The organism is Paenarthrobacter sp. NEAU-H11 (genome assembly GCF_050573415.1).
Classification (GTDB): Bacteria; Actinomycetota; Actinomycetes; order Actinomycetales; family Micrococcaceae; genus Arthrobacter.
On sequence record NZ_JBNZGA010000014.1, the window covers coordinates 36,920 to 57,963 of the forward strand.

A 21,044-nucleotide genomic window follows, 5' to 3' on the forward strand; every position below is an offset into this window, starting at 1 on the left:
GTCTAGGCTGGATCAGGCAGTCTGGGCGGGATCAGGCCAGGCCATGGCGGGACCCACCACATCCACCGGCTGGGAGAGCGGGACTCCGGATCCGTCACGCCGGCCATGCTCCTGCGGCAGGGACCTGGCGACCCCGGCTGCCGAGGACGCCTTGGCCGGGCCGTGGCCTGCCCAGGCGAGCAGCAGCGTGTCCTCGCCCTTCAGGAAGCGGTGGGCCCGCACTCCGGCCGTCGCACGCCCCTTCACCGGATACTCGGAGAACGCGGTCACCTTGGCTGTGCCGGGGGCGGTGCCGGGAAGCGCGCCGGTGGTTCCCGCGATGGTCACCACAACGGCGGCCTCGTCCTTGGGCTGGATGGCGCCGAAGTACAGTACACGGTCCCCGGACGCCAGCTTGATGCCTGCCATGCCGCCGGCCGTACGGCCCTGCGGCCGCACGCTTGCGGCACCAAACTTCAGCAGCTGCGCCTGGCTGGTCAGGAACACCAGCTCGGCATCATCGGCTCCCGCAGGCACCACGTTGACCACAAAGTCCTTGTCCTTCAGGGAAATGACGTCCCAGTCTTCCCGGTTCAGCGGATAGTCCGGCTGCACCCGCTTCACCACTCCCTGGGCAGTGCCAATGGCCAGCACTTCGTCCAGCGGGACGAACGCCACCAGGGTCTCCCCCTTCAGGAGGGTCAGGAAATCCTTGGCGGGAACCCCGCCGGCGAGGTTCGGCAGGCCCGAGACCGGGGGCAGGACCGGCATGTCCATCACCTGGAGGCGCAGCATGCGCCCCTGCGAGGTAACCGCAGCGATTTCGCCCCGCGCCGAGGTCTTGACCACGGACGTGTATACATCGTGCTTGGCCCGGGGGCCGGCCTCCGCCAGCGGCTCCTGGTTGCTGGTGCGGGCCACCTGCCCGGACGCGGTCAGGATTGCCCAGCAGGGGTCGTCGGCGATTTCCAGGGCCAGCGGCGCGGCCTTGCCCTTCTTTCCCGCGGCCAGGGCGAGGTCGGCGGCAACGGTGGGGGCCACAGCCTCTGATTCCAGCAGGACCGTCCGCCGCGGCGTGCCGTGCTCTTCGGCGATGGCGCCCAGTTCGTCGGACACCAGCGTGCGCAGCCGTTCCTCTGAGCCCAGGATGGCCTCCAGCTCCGCGATCTCGCGGCGGAGCTCGTCCTGTTCCTTCTCGAGCTCGATCCGGGAGTACTTGGTCAGCTGGCGGAGGCGCAGTTCCAGGATGTAGTTCGCCTGGATTTCCGTGAGGTCGTAGATGGACATCAGCCGGGCCCGGGCGGCGGCGGCCTCATCCGAGGACCGGATGATCTGGATGACTTCGTCGATGTCCACAATGGCGATGAGGAGGCCCTCCACCAGGTGGAGGCGGTCCTTCTTCTTTCCCAGCCGGAAGACGGTCCGGCGGCGCACCACGTCGATCCGGTGGTTCACGTAGACGGTGAGCAGCTGCACCAGGCCCAGGGTCTGCGGCTGCCCGTCCACCAGGGTGACATTGTTGATGCCGAAGGAGTCCTCCATCGGCGAGTAGCGGTAGAGCTGCTGGAGGACGGCGTTGGGGTTGAAGCCGTTCTTCAGTTCGATGACCAGCCGCAGGCCGTGCTTCCGGTCCGTCAGGTCGACGATGTCGCTGATGCCGGTCAGCTTCTTGGCATTGACGGCGTCCTTGATCTTCTCGATGACCTTCTCCGGGCCCACCATGTAGGGGAGCTCGGTGACCACCAGGCCAGTCCGGCGCGCGGAAAGCTGCTCGATTTCCACCTTGGCCCGGGTCTTGAAGGACCCTCGCCCGGTGGCGTAGGCGTCGCGGATGCCGTCCAGGCCCACGATGCGCCCGCCGCTGGGCAGGTCCGGGCCGGGCACGAAGCGCATGATGTCATCCAGCGTCGCGTCCGGGTTGGCAATCAGGTGCCGCGCGGCCGCGATGACTTCCACGAGGTTGTGCGGGGCCATGTTGGTGGCCATGCCGACGGCGATGCCGGTGGCACCGTTGACCAGCAGGTTGGGGAACGCTGCCGGCAGGACGTCCGGCTGGGTCAGCTGGTTGTCGTAGTTGGGGACAAAGTCCACCACGTCTTCATCGAGGTGGTCGGTGAGGGTGAGGGCGGCGGCGGCCAGCCGTGCTTCCGTATACCGCGGAGCCGCAGGGCCGTCGTCGAGCGAGCCGAAGTTGCCGTGCCCGTCAATGAGGGGCAGCCGCAGCGAGAAGTCCTGCGCCATGCGCACCATGGCGTCGTAGATGGCGGTATCGCCGTGCGGGTGCAGCTTTCCCATGACCTCGCCCACCACGCGGGCGCTCTTCACGTGGCCGCGGTCGGGGCGCAGGCCCATATCGCTCATCATGTAGAGGATGCGGCGCTGCACCGGCTTGAGCCCGTCGCGGGCGTCGGGAAGGGCCCGCGAGTAAATCACCGAATACGCGTACTCCAGGAAGGACCCCTCCATTTCGGAGGTGACATCGATGTCCACGATGTTCTCCGTGTAGGGGGTGCTGTCTTCCACGGTGGGGGCTGGGCTTTGGCGGCGGGCCATGGGTGGGTAAATCCTTCTGGAGTGCTGTGCAAACGGTTTATTGTGCGCGAGCGGCGGTGCTGCGGGAGTTTTTGGCTAGGCTAAGCCTATGGTGGATCAGCCCGTGGACGGCGAATATCCGGAACATTGGGAAGCCGATGTCGTCCTGCGCGACGGCGGAACCGCGCATCTGCGGCCAATCCATCCCTCGGACTCGGACGCCGTCCAGGCATTCCACATGGGACAGTCGCAGAATTCAATCTACATGCGCTTCTTCGCGTTCAAGGCCAGGCTCTCCAGCAAGGAGCTCAAGCGGTTCACCGAGGTGGATTACCGGGACCGGGTGGCGTTCGTCATCACCATCGGCGGTGAAATCGTCGGCATCGGCCGGTATGACCGGCTCGACGACCCCGCCGAGGCGGAAGTGGCGTTCAACATCGCGGACGCCCACCAGGGGAGGGGCATTGGTTCCATCCTGCTGGAACACCTTGCCGCCGCCGCCCACGAAAACGGCATCCGCCGCTTCAGCGCCGAAGTGCTGCCGGAGAACCGCAAGATGCTGATGGTCTTTTCCGATGCCGGGTATGACGTCAAACGGCATTTTGACGACGGCGTCGTGAGCCTGGAGTTCAACATCGACCCCACCGAGAGGTCCCGGGCGGTGATGGAATCCCGTGAGCACCGCGCAGAGGCGAGGAGCGTCCGCGACCTGCTGACGCCGTCGTCCGTTGCCGTCATCGGTGCCAGCCGAAAATGGGGGACCGTGGGGTACCAGCTGCTGGAGCACATCATCGAGGGCGGCTTCCGCGGCAGCGTGTACGCCATCAACCCCGAGGCGCTGGAACTGGCGGGCATGATGTCCTTCGGCAGGCTCTCCGAAGTCCCCGAGCCCGTCCAGCTTGCGGTGGTGGCCGTCCCCTACGAGGAAGTCGCCGCCGTCGTGGCCGACTGCGCCGCGGCCGGGGTGAAGGGACTGGTGGTTGCTTCGGCAGGCTTCGCGGACGACGGCGAACGCGGCCTCGCGAGGCAGCGGGACCTCGTGCGGCAGGCCCGGGCCAACGGCATGCGGGTGATAGGACCGGCGTCCCTGGGAATTGTGAACACCCACCCCGACGTGTCGTTGAACGCTTCCATGGCGCCCGCGATGCCGCTGCGGGGCAGCCTGGGGCTGTTCTCCCAGTCGGCCGCCATCGGCGTCTCGCTCTATGCCGCCTCCAGCAGGCGCCGGCTGGGCCTGTCCACCTTCCTCTCCGCCGGCAACCGCGCCGATGTTTCCGGCAACGACATGATGCAGTACTGGGAGGACGACGCCGACACCTCGGCAGTCGGCCTGTACCTGGAATCCATCGGCAACCCGCGCAAGTTCTCCCGGCTGGCCCGCCGGCTGGCGCGCATCAAGCCGGTGATCGTGGCCAAGTCCGACGCCATGGGGCTGCGCCTGCCGCCCGGGCACGCCGTCCGCACCACCCAGGCGCCGGCGGGCGCCCTGGACGCCATGCTGCGCCAGTCCGGCGTCATCCGGGTGGAAACCATAGAGCAGCTGGTGGATGTTGCCCAGGTCGTCTCCGGCCAGCCGCTCCCGGCCGGGCCCGGCCTTGCCATCTTCAGCAACTCCCAGGCGCTGGGCAAGGTGGTGGCAGACAGTGCCGCCTCGCACGGCCTGGGCATTGGCCAGGTAGTGGCCGGGGTGGACCTCGACGCCGGCCAGTCGGTGGCCCTTCCCGCCCTGCGTTCGGCCCTGCTCGCGGCGCTGGAGTCGGACGCCGTCCACGCAGCCGTCGCTGCCCTGCTTCCGGCCCGCGGGCTCACCGTGGACAGCATCGCCGAGGTGCTGGCCGAATGCTCCGTGAAGTCCGGAAAGCCCGTGGTGGCCGCGTTCACGGGGATCCTGGATCCCTCTGTCTACGTTGAGGGGATGGTGGGGGCCGGGGAGCGCGCCGTGCCCTGCTTTTCCAACCCCGGCGCCGCCGTGGCAGCGCTCGCGGCCGTGGTGCGGTATGCCGAGTGGGTCTCCCGCGACCATGGACACTTCGTTGAACCCGAAGGCTGCGATCCCCAGGCCGCCCGGGCAGAACTCGAGGCCCACCTCCGGGACGTAAAAGGCGAGCAGCTCAAACAGCTGGACCCGGCGGCCACGCGTTCCCTCCTGGGCCACTACGGCATCACCGTACTGCCCTCTGCCGGTTTTGACAGCCCCGACGAGGCGGTGGAGGCCGCGGAGGCCCTCGGCTGGCCGGTAGCGCTGAAAACCACCGACCCCTCGCTGCGCCACCGGCTGGACCTCGGGGGAGTGCGGCTGGACATCCAGGACGCCGAGTCCCTGCGCCTGAACGTGCTGCAGATGCGCCGCATCCTGTCCCGTTACGGCGACCCCGCCCTGGAGGTGCAGACCATGGCGCCCGTTGGCCAGGCCTGCACGTTCCGGGCCATCGAAGACCCGCTCCTGGGGCCGGTCATCTCCTTCGGCCTGGCGGGCGACGCCGTCAACCTGCTGGACGACTGGGCCCACCGGGTGCCGCCCCTGTCCGCGGCGGACGTGCACGATTTCATCCGCGGACCGCGGGCGGCCCGGAAGCTGTTCGGCTACCAGGGCCTGCCCGCAGTGGACGTCGCCGCACTCGAGGACCTTGCCGGCAGGCTCGCGTGGCTGAAGGACAGCCACCCCGAGATCGCGCTGCTGGAATTCAATCCGGTGCTTTGCGGCGCCTCCGGGGCGGTTATCCTGGCGGCGGACGTCCGGATCGGCAACGCGGCCCAGCGCACGGACAGCGCCCGCCGGGCCATGCTCGGCTGACGCGGTTAGCAATGTGACCGGCCCATCTGTGAAAATGGGGGAATGAGCTCACAGCCTCCCGCGTCGGCGCCCGAAACGCCCGGCAATGAAAACCAGGCAGTCCGCCACAGCTCACATAACCACGGTGCCCAGGGCCAAAGCCTGGACGGCGCACTGCAGAAGGCCGGTTTCTACCCGCGCCTTGTTGCCGACGTGGTGGACGACGCCCTGGACGGCCGCGACTGTGTTGCCCACCTGGTGCACCTGGAAACCCACTTTGACCGGGCCGAGGTCCGGCGCCACATCACCGTTCTGGTGCTGACCGCGGACATGCTGGTGATTACCCACGTGGACGACCAGCAGCTGGACGAGGCCGGTGAACAGATCGTGGCCCAGATCTCCACGGAATCCGTCCCCGTGGCGCAGATCCGCTCCGTGGTGCTCAGCTACATGTACGCCCAGCCGCAGAACTATAAGCCATCGGATCCCGTGCGCGAGGTGACGCTGTCCATCGCCTGGTCCGGCGGCCAGCGGCTGGACATGGGCCCTGCCAGCTGCGGGGATCCCCAGTGCGAAGCCGACCACGGCTATAGCGGCACCATTGCGCAGGAAGACATCGTCCTCCGGATCAGCGCTGAGGCTGACGGGCTGCAGGCAGTCCAGGACGCCAAGTTGTTTGCCCGCGCGCTGCGCGCGGTCAACACGGGCTCCGCCGCCCCGGTGCCGCACATCCAGTCCCTCCCTCCGCGTCCGCGTCCGGGCGTGTTCGGCAACCGGCTGAGCCGCGGGCACCAGCAGCGCTGAGATGCCGGAAGAACGCCGCCTGACCATCCCCGCCGCAGTTACCCCGTCGCATGCCGCTCCAGTCCAGGCCGGCCGGACGGCCGACCTTCCGCCCGCCCCCGCCTACGGCCGGCGCTCCGTCGCGGATGTGCTGACCAGTGCCGCGGCCAGCCTGGGCCTCGATGGCTTTACCAATACGCTTGGCCTTCCTGCCGCGTCGCGTGTCTGCGTCGTGGTGGCCGACGGCCTGGGCCGGAACCTCCTGAAGCAGAAGTCCGCGCACACACCCTTCCTCAGGTCGGTCATCCAGGCCGGTCAGGGGGAAGTTCCCGTGTGGCTGGATTCGGCATTCCCCTCAACGACGGCCGCCGCTCTGGCATGTTTCGGTACCGGGCTGCCCCCCGGCCAGCACGGCATGGTGGGCTACGACGTGCTTGACCCGGAGCAGGACAAAGTGGTCAACATGCTCGGCAACTGGGACGCCGGGGTGGACCCCCTCGCCTGGCAGCCGTTCCCCACCGTGCTGGAACGGGCTGCAGGCCAGGCCGCCGTCACCACGGTCAGCCTTCCCCAGTTCGGCGATTCGCCCATGACCAGGGCTGCCCTGCGCGGCGGGACCTTCGTGGCCGGCACCACTTCCCACGCCCGGACTGAGGCCGCCGCCGAAGCCCTCGCCGTCCCCGGCCCGGCCCTGTTGTACTTCTACCTCAACGAGCTGGACAAGGCCGGGCACCGCTACGGCTGCCAGTCCGAATCCTGGGAGCACCAGCTTGAGGAGCTGGATGCCACCATGAAGCGGTTGAATGCCTCCCTGCCTGCCGGCACCACCATCCTGCTGACCGCGGACCACGGCATGCTGGATGTGCCGGAACAACAGCGCATCGACTTTTCAGCCGACCCGGCGCTGGTGGAAGGCGTCCGGCACACCGCCGGCGAACCGCGCATGGTGCACCTCTACCTGGAAACCGGAGCGGACGGCACAGGGCCCGACGCCGGCGCACGCGAAAGGCTTCTCGCAGCCTGGCGCACCCGCTTCGGTACCCGCATCTGGGCCTTCACCAGGGAGGACGCCATTGCGGCGGGGCTCTTCGGCCCGGTTCGGCCCGCCGTCGAGGGCAGGATCGGCGACGTGATGATTGCAGCCCGCGATGAGCTGGCACTGTATGACACAAGGCGCGTCCGCCCCACGGCGATGGAAGTCGTGGGCCAGCACGGATCCCTGACCAAGGCTGAGCGGGAGGTCCCGCTGCTGTGCTTCACGGCAGGCGGCAGGAGCGTCCGCCGTGGCTGAACTCGTCTTCTTTTCGGGCACCATGGACTGCGGCAAATCCACCCTCGCGCTGCAGATGGATCACAACCACCGTGCCCGGGGCCGGGGCGGTGTGCGCTTCAGCCGCAACGACCGTGCCGGTGCATCCCGCATCTCCAGCCGGCTCGGCCTCGAAACCGACGCAGTGGAGGTGGCGGACGGCACGGACTTCTGGGAGGAAGTCATGCTGCGGCGCACCCAGGGCCAGCGCGTGGACTACCTGATTTGCGATGAGGCGCAGTTCTATACGCCGGAGCAGGTGGAACAGCTGGCGAAGGTCGTGGACGAGATCGACGTCGACGTTTTTGCCTTCGGTATTACCGCCGACTTCCGCACCAGGCTCTTCCCCGGCTCGCAGCGGCTGATCGAACTGGCGGACCGGGTGCAGGTTTTACAGGTGGAGGCCCTGTGCTGGTGCGGCCGCCGGGCTACGCACAATGCAAGGACGGTGGACGGCGTCATGGTCACCGAAGGCGCCCAGGTAGTGGTGGGTGACGTCGACATGGCCGTTGACGGATCAGCGGCTCCGGCCGCAGGCCGCATTCCCGTGGTGGGCTACGAAACCCTCTGCCGGCGCCACTTCATGCGGCGGGTCACGGCCCATGGTGCCAACCTCATGGCTGAGCAGGACCAGCTGCTGCCGTTCGAGGTGGATGCGTGCCTGTGGCGCGGCACCGGCGGAACCGGGGCAGGCGCCTAAGCGTCCGGTGTCCGGTGTCCGGCCGGCGCGCAGGCCGTGTACCTAGTCTCCGCGGGTCCCGAAGACTATCTCGTCCCAGGACGGAACGCTGGAGCGCTTGGGCCTCGAGGGCTGCCTTTCCGGTGCGCCCGTTTCCGGGAGCTGGCCGGTGGCAGGGGAGTTATCGTCAGTGCGCGGTGCCGGCCGGCGCGGGTTGCCGCCCAGCAGTTCGTCCAGTCCTGCTCCGCTGCCTGACGCGCCGGTGCCGCGTGCCGCGTCAGGATCCGCTGAACCGGAGGGGCGCTGGGGGGAGGCCACGATTGTTATCTCCCGGGTGTCTGTACTGACACCGTTGTGCAGCCGGAGGTTGTCTTCCACCGGGTCCGCGTGCGGGGGGATGAGGCTCAGCCGGGAAAGCATCGACGGGCGGGCATCCCGGCGCCGGATGAAGGAATCACCCTGGGCAGCGGGGGCACTGCCGGCATCTTCCTCCGGCTCTGCCTCCTGTTCGTCTGCTTCCGGCGTGACCTCGGAGGGCCGGGGATGGGCAGCCGGCACGCCGTGCGTGAGGAGCAGGGCCAGGGCGTCGTCGGAATCCTCATCCACGCCAAGCCGCTGGCCCCGGCGCGAGCGCAGCATGTCCAGGAGGCCGTCGGATTCCTTTTCCTTGCCCGGCGCGTGGCCGGCATTGCCTGCCTGGCTTCCGGGAACGGCGTCGGCATCGGTCTCAAAGTCAAAGGGCCGGTCGGAAACGGCCGACAGCCGGCGGGCAGGAACGGGCCCGTCCAGGGGCTCCAGTTCGCTCAGTTGCTGGGCCCAGCGGTTGGCGTTCTGCAGCGACTTCCGTGCCGGGCTGAAGGTCCACAGTGCCGGGGGCTCCTCGCCTATGCCCGGAGTGGTGCCGTTCTTGGCTTCGAAAGTGGCCGAGACAGTCCAGGTCCCATCCTGGCGACGCCAGGAATCCCACTCCACCGTGGCCGGGTCGATGCCATGGGCGGCGAGCCGGTGCCCCACCATGTCATTCAGCGTGGCAGGGTTGTCGCCGAACGCCGACCGGTAGACGTCATGGCCGGGGGAAGGCGAGGCCACTTCCACTTTGCGGGCCTGCTGGGCCACGTACTCCCGTTCAGCAAGGACCGGCCCCTCGTACCGTTCAACCTTGGCCAGCGGAAGCCCGGAAAGCTCGGCGACGTCGGCCGCAGTGGCACCGGCGCGTATCCGAGCCTGGATGTCCCGCGGGGACATCGGAACAGCTGGCCGCTCGGCCCGCGGCTTAACCGCAGGCCGGCTGGCCGTCCTCAGCGCTTCGTCGATCGGCAGCTGGAACATCTCGCCGCCGGCCCCGCTCAACAGGAGGTGAGTCCCGTCGTCGTGTACGCCTACAAGCCGTAGATCCTGCATACAAATCCTCCACCCTGGCATTACTATCACTCGAAACTTTGCCACCCGGGGGACGGGTTTTCCGTCAAGGGGCAGGGCGCGCCGCGATTTTCCGGGACAACGCTCGCAAATCCTCCGCCAGGCCCGGCCTTGGCCGGGCACCAACCCGGCGCATCCCGCGTTATGAAGGGTGTTGTCCCAGACAATCGCACAGGAAGAAGGCCAGGGCCACGATGTCCACCGATTACGATGCGCCGCGCAAGTCCGAGGAGGACGCCACCGCGGACTCGCTGGAAGAGCTGAAGACGCGCCGGTCTGACAAACCGGTTGCGGTGGTGGATGAGGACGAAAGCGAGCTTGCCGCCGGCTTTGAACTGCCGGGCGCGGACCTCTCCGGCGAGGAGCTGGTGGTCCAGGTGGTTCCGGCCCAGGCTGACGAATTCACCTGCTCCTCGTGCTTCCTGGTACGGCACCGCTCCCAGATCGCCAGGGAGAAGGACGGCCGGTTCTACTGCAGGGACTGTGAGGGCTGAAGGGCTGCCGCCAGTTTGTCCGGGCGGCGGGTGGACGCCAGCCAGTACGGCGTCGGATCCGAGGGATCGGTGATGCCGATCTTGACGACGGGATCGATCCAGCCCCGGATGCAAAGGTAGGCCAGGCCGTTCAGCCGGGTGCCGCGTTCCGCCGTCGCTTCTTCACCGCGGAAGGGCTGGGCGGCACCCACGAAGCGGCGTTCAATGGTGGCCCGCCCCACGGTCAGGGTGTTTTCCGTGACCAGGATGGTGGGGGTGGAAAGGATCAGGAGGATGGCGATAATCGTGAAGAGAACTACCGCAGCCGTGTAGCCCGCAGCCGCGCTGATAGGTGCAAACACCAGGATTCCTGCACCTGAGATGCCCGCTGCGATGATCCAGATCCAGGCATTGGGCCAAAGCTTTTCCCGGTAGACCACTGCGGCTTCGGATGATGGTGTGCCGGGAACGGGCGCGGCGGAACTGGATTCGGGCATGACGCAAGCTTTCCATCTTTCCCTGGCTATTTCATCCCGGCCGCTTCTGTCCCGGCGCCGGCGGCACCTTCCCCGCAGCACGGTGCCTGCCCCCGGCAAGTGCCTGCGCCTAGGTGCGCGCGGCGGGCGCGGGTTAGAGTGAGTGACTGTGACTGATCATTCCGCAGCCGTAGACACCTTCACCGCAGAACCTGCCGGCCTGGCGCCGTCGGCCACAGCCCCAACACTGCAGGTCCAGCTGAAGATGCTGGATCCAGGCCTCGAGGCGCCCTCCTACGCGCACCCGGGCGACGCCGGCGCTGACCTTCGTGCCAGGGAGGACGTTGTCCTGCAGCCGGGGGAGCGCAAGCTGGTTCCCACGGGAGTGGCAATTGCCCTCCCTGACGGCTTCGTCGCCCTGATCCATCCGCGGTCGGGGCTTGCCACCAAACACGGGCTGACCATTGTCAACGCCCCCGGAACGGTGGATGCCGGATACCGGGGGGAAATAGCCGTCACCCTGCTGAACACCGACGCGAGCCAGTCCATTGAGCTGCACCGCGGCGATAGAATTGCGCAAATGGTTATCCAGCGTGTGGAGCACGCGCAGTTCATCCCCGTTAATGAATTGAGCGGGTCCGTGCGCGGTACGGGAGGCTTCGGATCCACCGGCGGTTTCAATCCGCCGGGGGCCTAAAGAACGATTTCCGTTCCCGCAGTATTGCTGCCGGGCGCGTACAGCAGGACGGCGGGACCCCAACGGGCCGGACCGGCACATTTCACAACTAAGGAGACACCCCCATGGTCTTTGGGCTCGGCAGGAAAGCCAAGAAGGAACAGACAGCCGAACCGGACGACTCCCTGACCGCCGCGGAGGCTTCGGCCGACGCGGCGACCGCCACGGGCATCCGGGCAAACGGCCCGCTTGATGAATCCGAAATCACCAGCCGCGACGGCTACGTGGATCTGGGCGCGCTGCTGATCACGCCCAGCGAGGGTCTCCAGCTGCGCCTCGAGGTCGAGGAAGCCACCCAGCGCGTCGTGGCGGTCACGCTGGACCTCAATGGCTCCAGCCTGCAGCTGCAGGCTTTCGCCGCTCCCAAGACCGAGGGCCTGTGGGACGAGATCCGCGAGCAGATCGGCCAGTCCGTGGGTGCGCAGGGTGGCCAGGTGGAAGAGATCGACGGCAGCTTTGGAACCGAACTCGTGGCCAAGTTGCCTGCGGGGCTGCCTGACGGCAGCCAGGGTTACCGCGTGGCCCGCTTTGTGGGCGTTGATGGTCCGCGCTGGTTCCTTCGCGGAGTCCTGGGCGGACCGGCGGCCCTTGAACGTGAAGCGGCCGAGCCGCTGGAGGCGCTGTTCCGGCAGGTTGTGGTGATCCGCGGGGGCAGCCCCATGCCGCCCCGTGACCTGCTGCAGCTGCGCCTGCCCAAGGACACGGCCACCACGCCTCCTCCGCCTGCCCCCGCTCTTGGGGAACCGGAACGTGGTCCGGAAACCACACAGATTGGCTGACGCGGCCCCCGGGGACGGGCTCCAGCCCCGCCCTGACGTTCTCTCCCTGGACGAGCTTCCGGACAAGGGCCGCGTCGTCTGCCAGGGACGCATTGAATCGGTGACGTACCTCCCGGCGGACCAGGCACCTGCGTTCACCGCCATTGTTTCCGACGCCGAGCCGGGCCGGGCCGAACCAGGCAGGAGAGTCTCCGGCCAGGCCGGCCAGTCCAAGGCACATGGCAGGCTCCGGGTTGTATGGCTGGGGCGCCGCCGCGTGCCGGGCATCGAAGCCGGCGCCCGGCTCCGGCTTGAAGGAATGCTTTCCCGCAGCCAAGGCCTGCCCACCATGTTCAACCCACGCTACGAAATACTGTCCCGCCAGGAGAACGAATGACCGAGCCCCAGCCCGACCCGTCCTCCGGGCCCCCAAACCACGGCACCCCTGAGCGTGATGGAAGGCAGGGACCGGCCCGGGAGCCGTCACCGGTGGCCGGCCTTGCGGCGGAGTACGCGGCCAAGGCCGGGCTGCACCGGACACACGACGGCCGGGTGGACGTCCTGCGCAGCGCCGGCGGTGTCCAGGGCATTGCCGAAAGCATCGTGCCCGGGCTTATGTTCCTGGTGGCCTTCACCGCCACCAGGGAGCTGACGCTGTCCCTGGTGGCGGCACTGGCTTCCGCCGCGGTGTTCACCGTGGTCCGGCTGGTCCAGCGGCGCCCGCTCACCCAGGCGCTGGCCGGTGTGGTGGGCGTAGGCATCTCGGCCTGGCTCGCAAACAGCACCGGCAAGGCGGAGGACTTCTACCTCCCCGGTTTCTTCACCAACGCCGGCTACATCCTGGCGATGGTGCTGTCCATCTTCCTCAAATGGCCGGTGGCCGGCCTGCTCTTCGGATTCATCCGGAACGAGGGCCTTGACTGGCGCAAGGACGCGGTCCGGGTCAGGGCCTACCAGCTTGGCACCTGGATCATCGTTGCGGTCCTGGCGCTTCGGCTCGTGGTGCAGGTTCCGCTCTACCTCATGGGTCCGGACGGGCTTGCCGCGCTGGCCACCACCCGGCTGATCATGGGCGCGCCCCTGTACATCCTGGGTGTCTGGATTGCCTGGCTGGTGACCCGGCCGGCCGCCGTCGACGCCGGCACGGACTCCAACGGGGAGGACGCGGGCCTGAAAGCCTGACGCATTGACGGCCGGATCGTCCTAGCCGTCGAAGCCGTCGTCCTCGGGCGCCTGCTGGGCGGCCCTGGCGCCGGCCGGCAGCGGAGCGTCCGCCTCGCCGGCCGTATCAAGGGCGTCAGGCGCCAACAGGGCGCGCAGGTGGTCCTCAGCTGCAATGGTGGTGACGAAGAACAACTCGTCTCCGCCGTCGATCACGTCGTCCCGGCTCGGCGTGATGGGTGCATGATCACGCAGGATGGCCACGAGGGTTGAATCCTCCGGCCACCGGATGTCGCCGACCGTCTGGCCGATCACGTGCGAGTCGTGCGGCACGGTGAACTCCACGAGGGAAGAAACGCCGGTCTGAAGGGTGAGCAGCCGGACCAGGTCGCCGATCTCCACGGCTTCCTCGACGAGGGCGGTCATGAGCTGCGGAGTGTTGACGGCGACGTCAACGCCCCAGGAATCGTTGAACATCCAGTCGTTCTTGGGGTTGTTCACCCGCCCCACGGTGCGGCCCACCCCGAATTCGGTCTTGGCCAGCAGGGAAACCACCAGGTTGACCTTGTCATCGCCGGTGGCTGACACCACCACGTCTGCGTCTTCCACTTTGGCTCCCTGCAGCGTGCTCAGCTCACAGGCGTCGCCCACCAGCCAGTGTGCGCCGCGGAGGCCGCTGCGTCCAATGACCTCCGGCTTGAGGTCGATCAGGAGGATCTCATGCTTGTGCGCCAGCAGTTCCCTGGCGATGGACGAGCCGACGCTGCCGGCACCCACAATCACGACTTTCACTGGTACTCCTTGGCGGGTGCTTTGGCGAGGATATGGGCTACCTGGGCGCTGCGGTCAACCTGCAGCATCGCGTGCACGGTATCGCCGTCCTGGTAGGCGGTGGCAGCGTCCGGCAGGAGTCCCTCTCCAAAACGGGTCAGGTACGCCACCCGGATGGCGGCGGCTTTCTCAATGGTGCTCACCCGTTGTCCGATCCAGCTGGCGTCGAGATCGAGTTCGGCGAGCACCAGCCGTCCGGACGGCTCGCGGAAATCGCCTGCGAGGTGCTGTTCGGGCAGGATACGCCGCAGTACCTGGTCCGCGCTCCAGCGCACGGCCGCAACGGTGGGAATCCCAAGGCGCTGGTAGATCTCGGCACGGCCGGGATCATAGATGCGGGCCACAACGTGGGGGACGTGGAACGTTTCCCTGGCCACCCGGGTGGCCAGGATGTTGGAGTTGTCGCCGCTGGAAACGGCGGCGAACGCGTACGCTTCAGCCACGCCGGCCTGTTTCAGGGTGTCCCGGTCGAAGCCGACGCCCGTGACTTTGCGTCCGGTGAATCCTTGCCGGAGCCTGCGGAAGGCGCGGTCGTCCTGGTCGATGATGGCCACGGAATGCCCGGCGTCCTCCAGCGTGTGCGCCAGCGTTGCCCCTACCCGGCCACATCCCATGATCACGAAATGCGCCACGGTCTCTCCTCTGTATTCCTGTCAAGGTCCTGCTGCTAGAACTCTACCGCCAGCGTGCCGGCTCCCGTTGTCCCCGGTCCGTCATGACATCGTCCGGGAATCAGACTAGCTTTGTGGGGTGTTGACAATATTGAACGCCGTCAAGCGTGTGCTGGTGGGCCGGCCATTTCGAAATGACCGGCTGGCCCATACGCTGCTTCCCAAGCGGATCGCACTTCCGGTCTTCGCCTCCGACGCACTTTCCTCCGTAGCCTATGCCCCGGACGAGATCCTGCTGACGCTGGCGCTGGCGGGCGTCAGTGCGGTGGCGTTCTCGCCGTGGGTGGGCGTGGCGGTGATGGTGGTCCTGCTGACGGTGGTGGCCTCCTACCGGCAGAACGTGCACGCCTATCCTTCCGGCGGCGGCGACTACGAGATCGCCGGTGAGAACCTGGGCAGGTACGCAGGCCTCACCGTGGCCTCTGCGCTGCTGGTTGACTACGTCCTGACCGTCGCGGTGTCCATCTCCTCCGCCGCCACGTACCTCACCACCGCCGTCCCGTCGCTGCACGGCAACCAGGCCGCAATAGCCACTGTCGGCGTCGTCATCCTTGCCCTGGTGAACCTGCGCGGAATCAAAGAGGCCGGCACCCTCTTCGCCATCCCCACCTACATTTTTATGGCATCCATCCTGGGCATGACGGCGGTGGGACTGTTCCAGGCGGCAACCGGGCAGCTGGGCCAGGCGCCCTCCGCTGCCTTCACGATCGTCCCGGCCCCCGGTTTCGACGAGGGCCTTGTGGGCCTCGCCGGCGCCTTCCTGCTGCTGCGGGCCTTTTCCTCGGGCGCCGCGGCGCTCACCGGCGTCGAAGCCATCAGCAACGGAGTGCCCAACTTCCGCCCGCCGAAGAGCAAGAACGCCGCCACCACCCTGCTGCTGCTGGGCGTCATCGGCGCCACCATGCTGGCGGGCATCATCTACCTGGCCAACGCCACCAAGGTGCACATCGTCCTGGACCCGGCCACCGAGTTCCTGCTCAACGGCAACCCCCTGCCGGAGGGGTACATCCAGAACCCTGCCATCAGCCAGATCGCCCAGACCATCTTCGGCCCGGGATCCATACCGTTCTACATCGTGGTGGCCGCCACCGGCGTGATCCTGGTGTTTGCCGCCAACACCGCCTTCAACGGCTTTCCGGTGCTGGGCTCCATCCTCGCCCAGGACGGCTACCTGCCGCGGCAGCTGCGCACCAGGGGTGACAGGCTGGCCTTCAGCAATGGCGTCCTGGCCCTCGCCGCCGGCGCCCTGGTGCTGATCATCGCCTTCAACGCGGACGTCACCAAGCTCATACAGCTCTACATCGTGGGTGTCTTCATCTCATTCACCGCCAGCCAGCTGGGGATGATCCGGCACTGGGGGCGGCAGCTCAAGCTGGCCAAGGACAAGGCAGTCCGGCGCCGGATGGCCAAGTCCCGCGTCATCAACAGCATCGGCTTCGGCATGACGGCCACGGTCCTGGTCATCGTGCTGGTCACCAAATTCGAGCAGGGCGCCTGGATTGCCCTGCTCGCCATGGTCATCCTGTTCCTCATCATGTGGAGCATCAGGGCGCACTACGACAATGTGGCCAGGGAACTGGCAGTGGACGAGGACTCTTCGCCGCGTGCCCTTCCCACCAGGGTGCACGCCGTCCTGCTGGTGTCCCATGTGCGCAAGCCCGTGCTGCGGGCGCTGGCGTATGCCAGGGCCTCCCGGCCGTCCCGGCTTGATGCGGTGACAGTGGACATCGATGCCGAAGAAACCGCGCAGACCGTGGCTGACTGGGAAAAGCTCGAGATTCCGGTGCCGCTGACCGTGCTGGCCAGTCCGTACCGGGAGACGGTCACGCCCATCATGGAGTACGTCAAACACATGCGGAAGGATTCTCCCCGCGACCTGATCGTGGTCTACATCCCCGAATACGTTGTGGGCAAGTGGTGGGAGCAGCTGGTCCACAACCAGACGGCCCTGCGCATCAAGACCCGGCTGCACTTTGAACCCGGCGTCATGGTGGCGAGCGTCCCCTGGCAGTTGAAATCATCCGAAGAAGCGAAAAACCTGCAGGACGTCCAATAATGGCAAACACCGAAACACAGCCGCCCCTGACCGGAGAAGCAGGCAGGGAAGTAGTGCTCGACGTCGGCCCGGTGGCCCACGGCGGCCACTGCGTTGCCAGGCACGAGGGCCGGGTGATTTTCGTCAGGCACGGCATTCCGGGGGAAAAGGTGCGGGTGCGGCTGACGGATGCGGAGGAAAAGGCCAAATTCTGGCGGGCGGACGTCGTCGAGGTCCTTGAAGCCTCTCCGGACCGCGCGGACCACTTCTGGCACCTGGCCGACTCAGCGCGGGCCTGGAGCCACGGACACCCCCCGGTGGGCGGAGCCGAGTTCGGCCACATCACCCTTGCCCGCCAGCGCAGCCTCAAAGCGGAAGTGCTTGCCGAACAGCTCAGGCGGCTCGCCGGCGTCGACCAGCTGCCCGCGGGCGCCGGGAGCGTGGAAGCCGTAGGCGGAACGGCCGACGGCGGGGACGGCCTTGGGTGGCGCACGCGCGCGGGCTTTTCGGTCACCCCCGGCGGCAAGCTGGGCATGCACGCACACCGTTCCACGCACATCGTTCCGGTCCGGGAGATGCCGCTCGCTTCGGAGGCAATCAACAACCTGCGCCTCTGGGACATCGATTTGCAGGGCATCGAGCGCGTGGAAGTGGCAGCCCCGGCCAACGGTTCCCGTCCGCTGGTGCTGCTGGCGCCAGGTCCGGGAACCAAGCCCAAGCGGCTTAGCGCCATCGCAGCCCAGTTGCCCGGCGAGGTGTCCGTAGCCACTTTCGACCCCGCTACCGAGGCCGTGCAGCAGCTTCGCGGCCGCACGTGGGTGCAGGAATCAGCGGCCGGGCACGACTACCGGGTCACCGGCGCAGGGTTCTGGCAGATCCACCGCGACGCGCCCGGGACCCTTGTGGGGGCTGTCACAGAATTCCTCCGCGGCGGGGGCTTCCTCCACCCCGGGGCCGTTGTTGCCGACCTCTACGCGGGGGCCGGGCTCTTCACCGCAGTCCTGGCTGACGCGGTGGGGGAGACAGGGTCCGTCCTGTCCGTGGAAGGTGCCGCCGGAACCAGCCGGGATGCACGGAAGAACCTGCACGGAGCGCCCCAGGTGGAGATCGTCCAGGGCAGGGTGGAGCGCGTGCTCCGCCAGAAACCGCGGAGTTTTGACGCCCTGGTCCTGGACCCGCCACGGGCGGGGGCAGGGAAGGCAGTGGTGAGCCAGCTTGTTGAGGCCAGCCCCCGCGCCATTGCCTACGTGTCCTGTGATCCGGCGTCGTTCGCCCGGGACGTGGGGTACTTCCGCCAGGCGGGATGGGGGCTGTCAGGCCTCCGGGCCTTCGATCTCTACCCCCATACCCACCACCTGGAGACTGTGGCGCTGCTGGCGCCCCTTCCGTGATGCCACTGCCGTTTTCGACTACGATGGCCGTAGTAGTCCCACGTCGCGCTCCGTAATCACGGCCGGCCGTGTGCAATTTTCGGGCCCGAAACTAATTAGGGCTTCCTAACTAGCAGGCGGTCAACCGCGCGACAAAGATGAAACTGTTGCGAGAGGAGTCCTGCGATGAGCACTGTGGACAGCTTCGGTTCAAAAGGCAAACTTAATGTAGCCGGAACCGAATACGAAATTTTCCGGTTGAACTCCGTTGAAGGTGCAGAAAACCTTCCGTTCAGCCTCAAGGTATTGCTTGAAAACCTGTTGAGGACCGAGGACGGCGCGAACATCACTGCCGATCACGTCCGCGCCTTGGCAGGCTGGGATCCCAACGCCCAGCCTGATACAGAAATCCAGTTCACGCCTGCACGCGTGATCATGCAGGACTTCACCGGCGTCCCCTGCGTGGTGGACCTGGCGACAATGCGTGAAGCGGTCAAGGAACTGGGTGGCGACCCCAAGCGGGTGAACCCCCTGGCGCCCGCCGAGATGGTCATTGACCACTCGGTCCAGATCGATGCCTTCGGCAACTCCGGCGCACTGGAGCGCAACATGGAGATCGAATACCAGCGCAACGGGGAGCGTTACCAGTTCCTGCGCTGGGGCCAGACCGCATTCGACGACTTCAAGGTGGTTCCCCCGGGAACCGGCATCGTCCACCAGGTCAACATCGAATACCTGGCACGCACCGTCATGACCCGCGAAGTGGACGGCGCGCTCCGTGCGTACCCGGATACCTGCGTGGGCACCGACTCGCACACCACCATGGTCAACGGCCTGGGCGTGCTCGGCTGGGGCGTCGGCGGCATCGAAGCCGAGGCCGCCATGCTGGGCCAGCCCGTCTCCATGCTGATCCCGCGTGTTGTGGGCTTCAAGCTGAGCGGATCCATCCCGGCGGGCGCCACGGCTACCGACGTGGTGCTGACCATCACCGAGATGCTCCGCAAGCACGGCGTGGTGGGCAAGTTCGTGGAGTTCTACGGCGAAGGCGTGGCCGCTGTGCCGCTGGCCAACCGCGCCACCATCGGCAACATGAGCCCCGAGTTCGGTTCCACCGCGGCCATGTTCCCGATCGACGACGTCACCCTGGACTACCTGCGCCTTACCGGCCGCTCGGAGCAGAACGTTGCCCTCGTGGAGGCTTACGCGAAGGAACAGGGCCTCTGGCACGATCCTTCCCGCGACATCAAGTTCTCCGAGTACCTGGAACTGGACCTGTCCACGGTTGTTCCGTCCATCGCAGGCCCCAAGCGCCCGCAGGACCGCATCGAACTGACCGAGGCCAAGGACGAGTTCCGCCACGACCTCAAGAACTACGTTTCCCACGATGCCAACGCCGGTACCCTGGACGAATCGCTGGAGGAGTCCTTCCCGGCCTCCGATTCGCCCTCCTTCACGGCCGGCGCCACGCACATCTCCGACACCGACCGGGAGCCCCCGAAGTACTCGGCAGGCCACGGGGCAGCGGGCCGCATCTCCCAGCCTGTACCGGTCAAGACGGCTGACGGCCGCGAGTTCGAGCTGGACCACGGTGCAGTCACCATCGCCTCCATCACGTCCTGCACCAACACGTCCAACCCGTCGGTCATGCTGGCCGCCGCGGTACTGGCGCGCAACGCCGTGGACAAGGGCCTGACCTCCAAGCCGTGGGTCAAGACCTCCGTCGCCCCCGGCTCGAAGGTTGTCACCGACTACTACGAGAAGTCCGGCCTGACGCCCTACCTGGAGAAGCTCGGCTTCTACATCGTGGGCTACGGCTGTGCTACCTGCATCGGCAACTCCGGCCCGCTGGAAGCTGAAGTGTCGGAAGCCATCCAGGCCAACGACCTCGCCGTTGCTGCTGTCCTCTCGGGCAACCGCAACTTCGAAGGCCGCATCAACCCGGACGTCAAGATGAACTACCTGGCCTCCCCGCCGCTGGTCATCGCCTACGCCCTGGCCGGTTCCATGGACTTCGACTTCGAAACCGACGCCCTGGGCAAGGACCAGGCCGGCAACGACGTCTTCCTCAGGGACATCTGGCCCAACCCGGTTGAGGTCCAGCAGGTCATCGATTCCTCGATCGACAAGGACATGTTCGCCAGGGGCTACGAAGGCGTCTTCGAAGGCGACCACCGCTGGAAGGCGCTCGACACTCCCGCCGGCGATACCTTCGCCTGGGATCCGAACTCCACTTACGTCCGGAAGCCCCCGTACTTCGAGGGCATGCAGGCGAAGCCGGAGCCGGTCAAGGACATCACGGGCGCCCGCGTGCTCCTGAAGCTGGGCGATTCGGTCACCACCGACCACATCTCCCCGGCCGGATCGTTCAAGTCCGACACCCCTGCCGGCCAGTACCTGCTGGCCAACGGCGTGGAGCGCAAGGACTTCAACTCGTACGGTTCCCGCCGCGGCAACCACGAGGTGATGATCCGCGGAACGTTCGCAAACATCCGCATCAAGAACCAGATCCTGGACGGCGTCGAGGGTGGCTTCACCCGCGACTTCACTCAGGAGGGCGGCCCGCAGGCCTACGTCTATGACGCCGCGCAGAACTACCAGGCGGCCGGCACCCCGCTGGTGGTCCTCGCCGGCAAGGAATACGGTTCCGGTTCCTCCCGCGACTGGGCTGCAAAGGGTACCGCCCTGCTGGGCGTCAAGGCCGTCATCGCCGAGAGCTACGAGCGCATCCACCGCTCCAACCTCATCGGCATGGGCGTCCTGCCGCTGCAGTTCCCGGCCGGCGAGTCCGCTGCAACCCTGGGCCTTTCCGGTACGGAGACGTTCTCGGTTGAGGGCGTCACCGCCCTGAACGAGGGCACCACGCCGAAGACCCTCAAGGTCACCGCAACTGCCGAGGACGGCACCTCGACGTCGTTCGACGCCGTCCTGCGCATCGATACCCCGGGTGAAGCGGACTACTACCGCAACGGCGGCATCCTGCAGTACGTGCTGCGCCAGATCTCCGCCAACTAGCGGGTTCCGCCAGCAGGCACCACCTCCCGAAGCCCCGGCCGGTCACC

At 67.2% G+C, this 21,044-nt stretch carries 17 protein-coding genes; 12 read left to right on the forward strand and 5 right to left on the reverse strand.

Features of this window, described 5'->3' with window-relative positions; genetic code table 11:
* Positions 1 to 12: 12 nt before the first annotated feature.
* Positions 13 to 2,532 (reverse strand): DNA gyrase/topoisomerase IV subunit A, encoded by a 2,520-nt coding sequence (locus ACQ3DC_RS16315; RefSeq protein WP_321215955.1) that lies wholly within the window; start codon positions 2,530 to 2,532, stop codon positions 13 to 15.
* Between the two features lie 88 nt (positions 2,533 to 2,620).
* Here ACQ3DC_RS16315 and ACQ3DC_RS16320 point away from each other — a divergent pair, with 88 nt between their 5' ends.
* Genes ACQ3DC_RS16320 through ACQ3DC_RS16335 form a run of 4 tightly spaced genes read left to right on the forward strand, consistent with a single transcriptional unit; the run spans position 2,621 to position 8,076 of the window.
* Positions 2,621 to 5,305, forward strand: coding sequence for a GNAT family N-acetyltransferase (locus ACQ3DC_RS16320; RefSeq protein ID WP_321215956.1), 2,685 nt, complete (start codon positions 2,621 to 2,623; stop codon positions 5,303 to 5,305).
* A gap of 42 nt (positions 5,306 to 5,347) precedes the next feature.
* Positions 5,348 to 6,088, forward strand: coding sequence for a DUF5998 family protein (locus ACQ3DC_RS16325; protein ID WP_157238476.1), 741 nt, complete (start codon positions 5,348 to 5,350; stop codon positions 6,086 to 6,088).
* Position 6,089: 1 nt separating this feature from the next.
* Entirely contained in the window at positions 6,090 to 7,358 is a 1,269-nt protein-coding gene (locus tag ACQ3DC_RS16330) for an alkaline phosphatase family protein (RefSeq protein WP_231754785.1), read from the forward strand.
* Complete coding sequence (locus ACQ3DC_RS16335; protein WP_321215958.1) at positions 7,351 to 8,076, forward strand: thymidine kinase; 726 nt, start codon at positions 7,351 to 7,353, stop codon at positions 8,074 to 8,076. The genes ACQ3DC_RS16330 and ACQ3DC_RS16335 overlap by 8 nt, the downstream gene beginning before the upstream one ends.
* Positions 8,077 to 8,118: 42 nt before the next feature.
* On the opposite strand, the gene sepH is transcribed toward ACQ3DC_RS16335, so the two are convergent.
* Positions 8,119 to 9,456 (reverse strand): septation protein SepH, encoded by a 1,338-nt coding sequence (gene sepH / locus ACQ3DC_RS16340; RefSeq protein ID WP_157238475.1) that lies wholly within the window; start codon positions 9,454 to 9,456, stop codon positions 8,119 to 8,121.
* Between the two features lie 212 nt (positions 9,457 to 9,668).
* Between sepH and ACQ3DC_RS16345 the strand changes: the two genes are divergently transcribed.
* Complete coding sequence (locus ACQ3DC_RS16345) at positions 9,669 to 9,968, forward strand: DUF4193 domain-containing protein (protein WP_157238474.1); 300 nt, start codon at positions 9,669 to 9,671, stop codon at positions 9,966 to 9,968.
* On the opposite strand, the gene ACQ3DC_RS16350 is transcribed toward ACQ3DC_RS16345, so the two are convergent.
* A complete protein-coding gene (locus ACQ3DC_RS16350; protein WP_157238473.1) occupies positions 9,944 to 10,444 on the reverse strand; it encodes a DUF3093 domain-containing protein in 501 nt (166 codons plus the stop codon). The genes ACQ3DC_RS16345 and ACQ3DC_RS16350 overlap by 25 nt on opposite strands.
* Positions 10,445 to 10,592: 148 nt before the next feature.
* On the opposite strand from ACQ3DC_RS16350, the gene dut reads away from it, so the two are divergent.
* The 4 genes from dut (at position 10,593) to ACQ3DC_RS16370 (ending at position 13,099) form a co-directional block, all read left to right on the forward strand.
* Positions 10,593 to 11,120: a dUTP diphosphatase gene (gene dut / locus ACQ3DC_RS16355; RefSeq protein WP_370460321.1), complete on the forward strand. Its 528-nt coding sequence runs from the start codon at positions 10,593 to 10,595 to the stop codon at positions 11,118 to 11,120.
* A 104-nt stretch (positions 11,121 to 11,224) separates the two neighbouring features.
* Positions 11,225 to 11,938: a DUF3710 domain-containing protein gene (locus ACQ3DC_RS16360; RefSeq protein WP_157238472.1), complete on the forward strand. Its 714-nt coding sequence runs from the start codon at positions 11,225 to 11,227 to the stop codon at positions 11,936 to 11,938.
* Positions 11,931 to 12,314: a hypothetical protein gene (locus ACQ3DC_RS16365; RefSeq protein ID WP_231754784.1), complete on the forward strand. Its 384-nt coding sequence runs from the start codon at positions 11,931 to 11,933 to the stop codon at positions 12,312 to 12,314. Before ACQ3DC_RS16360 ends, ACQ3DC_RS16365 begins: the two co-directional genes overlap by 8 nt.
* Entirely contained in the window at positions 12,311 to 13,099 is a 789-nt protein-coding gene (locus ACQ3DC_RS16370) for a DUF3159 domain-containing protein (protein WP_323057364.1), read from the forward strand. Before ACQ3DC_RS16365 ends, ACQ3DC_RS16370 begins: the two co-directional genes overlap by 4 nt.
* Positions 13,100 to 13,120: 21 nt before the next feature.
* Here the strand turns inward: ACQ3DC_RS16370 and ACQ3DC_RS16375 are convergent, their stop codons facing one another.
* Together ACQ3DC_RS16375 and ACQ3DC_RS16380 are read right to left on the reverse strand one after the other, a co-directional pair.
* Positions 13,121 to 13,870 carry a potassium channel family protein gene (locus ACQ3DC_RS16375; protein WP_421093433.1) on the reverse strand — a complete coding sequence of 250 codons (750 nt, stop codon included), beginning with the start codon at positions 13,868 to 13,870 and terminating at the stop codon, positions 13,121 to 13,123.
* Positions 13,867 to 14,541: a potassium channel family protein gene (locus ACQ3DC_RS16380; protein ID WP_104997563.1), complete on the reverse strand. Its 675-nt coding sequence runs from the start codon at positions 14,539 to 14,541 to the stop codon at positions 13,867 to 13,869. Before ACQ3DC_RS16380 ends, ACQ3DC_RS16375 begins: the two co-directional genes overlap by 4 nt.
* A 118-nt stretch (positions 14,542 to 14,659) precedes the next feature.
* Here ACQ3DC_RS16380 and ACQ3DC_RS16385 point away from each other — a divergent pair, with 118 nt between their 5' ends.
* From ACQ3DC_RS16385 to ACQ3DC_RS16395, 3 genes are all read left to right on the forward strand, one after another.
* Positions 14,660 to 16,636 carry an APC family permease gene (locus ACQ3DC_RS16385; RefSeq protein WP_321215962.1) on the forward strand — a complete coding sequence of 659 codons (1,977 nt, stop codon included), beginning with the start codon at positions 14,660 to 14,662 and terminating at the stop codon, positions 16,634 to 16,636.
* On the forward strand, positions 16,636 to 18,006 hold the full coding sequence (locus ACQ3DC_RS16390; protein ID WP_421093434.1) for a class I SAM-dependent RNA methyltransferase: 1,371 nt from the start codon (positions 16,636 to 16,638) through the stop codon (positions 18,004 to 18,006). Before ACQ3DC_RS16385 ends, ACQ3DC_RS16390 begins: the two co-directional genes overlap by 1 nt.
* 165 nt (positions 18,007 to 18,171) lie before the next feature.
* Positions 18,172 to 20,997 carry an aconitate hydratase gene (locus ACQ3DC_RS16395; RefSeq protein WP_157238469.1) on the forward strand — a complete coding sequence of 942 codons (2,826 nt, stop codon included), beginning with the start codon at positions 18,172 to 18,174 and terminating at the stop codon, positions 20,995 to 20,997.
* Positions 20,998 to 21,044: the final 47 nt, after the last annotated feature.

Coding starts and splice junctions, on each gene's coding strand:
- ACQ3DC_RS16395 (WP_157238469.1), top strand. CDS start 18,172: ATGAGCACTGTGGACAGCTTCGGTTCAAAAGGCAAACTTAATGTAGCC.
- ACQ3DC_RS16330 (WP_231754785.1), top strand. CDS start 6,090: ATGCCGGAAGAACGCCGCCTGACCATCCCCGCCGCAGTTACCCCGTCG.
- ACQ3DC_RS16370 (WP_323057364.1), top strand. CDS start 12,311: ATGACCGAGCCCCAGCCCGACCCGTCCTCCGGGCCCCCAAACCACGGC.
- sepH (WP_157238475.1), bottom strand. CDS start 9,456: ATGCAGGATCTACGGCTTGTAGGCGTACACGACGACGGGACTCACCTC.
- ACQ3DC_RS16360 (WP_157238472.1), top strand. CDS start 11,225: ATGGTCTTTGGGCTCGGCAGGAAAGCCAAGAAGGAACAGACAGCCGAA.
- ACQ3DC_RS16390 (WP_421093434.1), top strand. CDS start 16,636: ATGGCAAACACCGAAACACAGCCGCCCCTGACCGGAGAAGCAGGCAGG.
- ACQ3DC_RS16350 (WP_157238473.1), bottom strand. CDS start 10,444: ATGCCCGAATCCAGTTCCGCCGCGCCCGTTCCCGGCACACCATCATCC.
- ACQ3DC_RS16345 (WP_157238474.1), top strand. CDS start 9,669: ATGTCCACCGATTACGATGCGCCGCGCAAGTCCGAGGAGGACGCCACC.
- ACQ3DC_RS16320 (WP_321215956.1), top strand. CDS start 2,621: ATGGTGGATCAGCCCGTGGACGGCGAATATCCGGAACATTGGGAAGCC.
- ACQ3DC_RS16315 (WP_321215955.1), bottom strand. CDS start 2,532: ATGGCCCGCCGCCAAAGCCCAGCCCCCACCGTGGAAGACAGCACCCCC.
- ACQ3DC_RS16325 (WP_157238476.1), top strand. CDS start 5,348: ATGAGCTCACAGCCTCCCGCGTCGGCGCCCGAAACGCCCGGCAATGAA.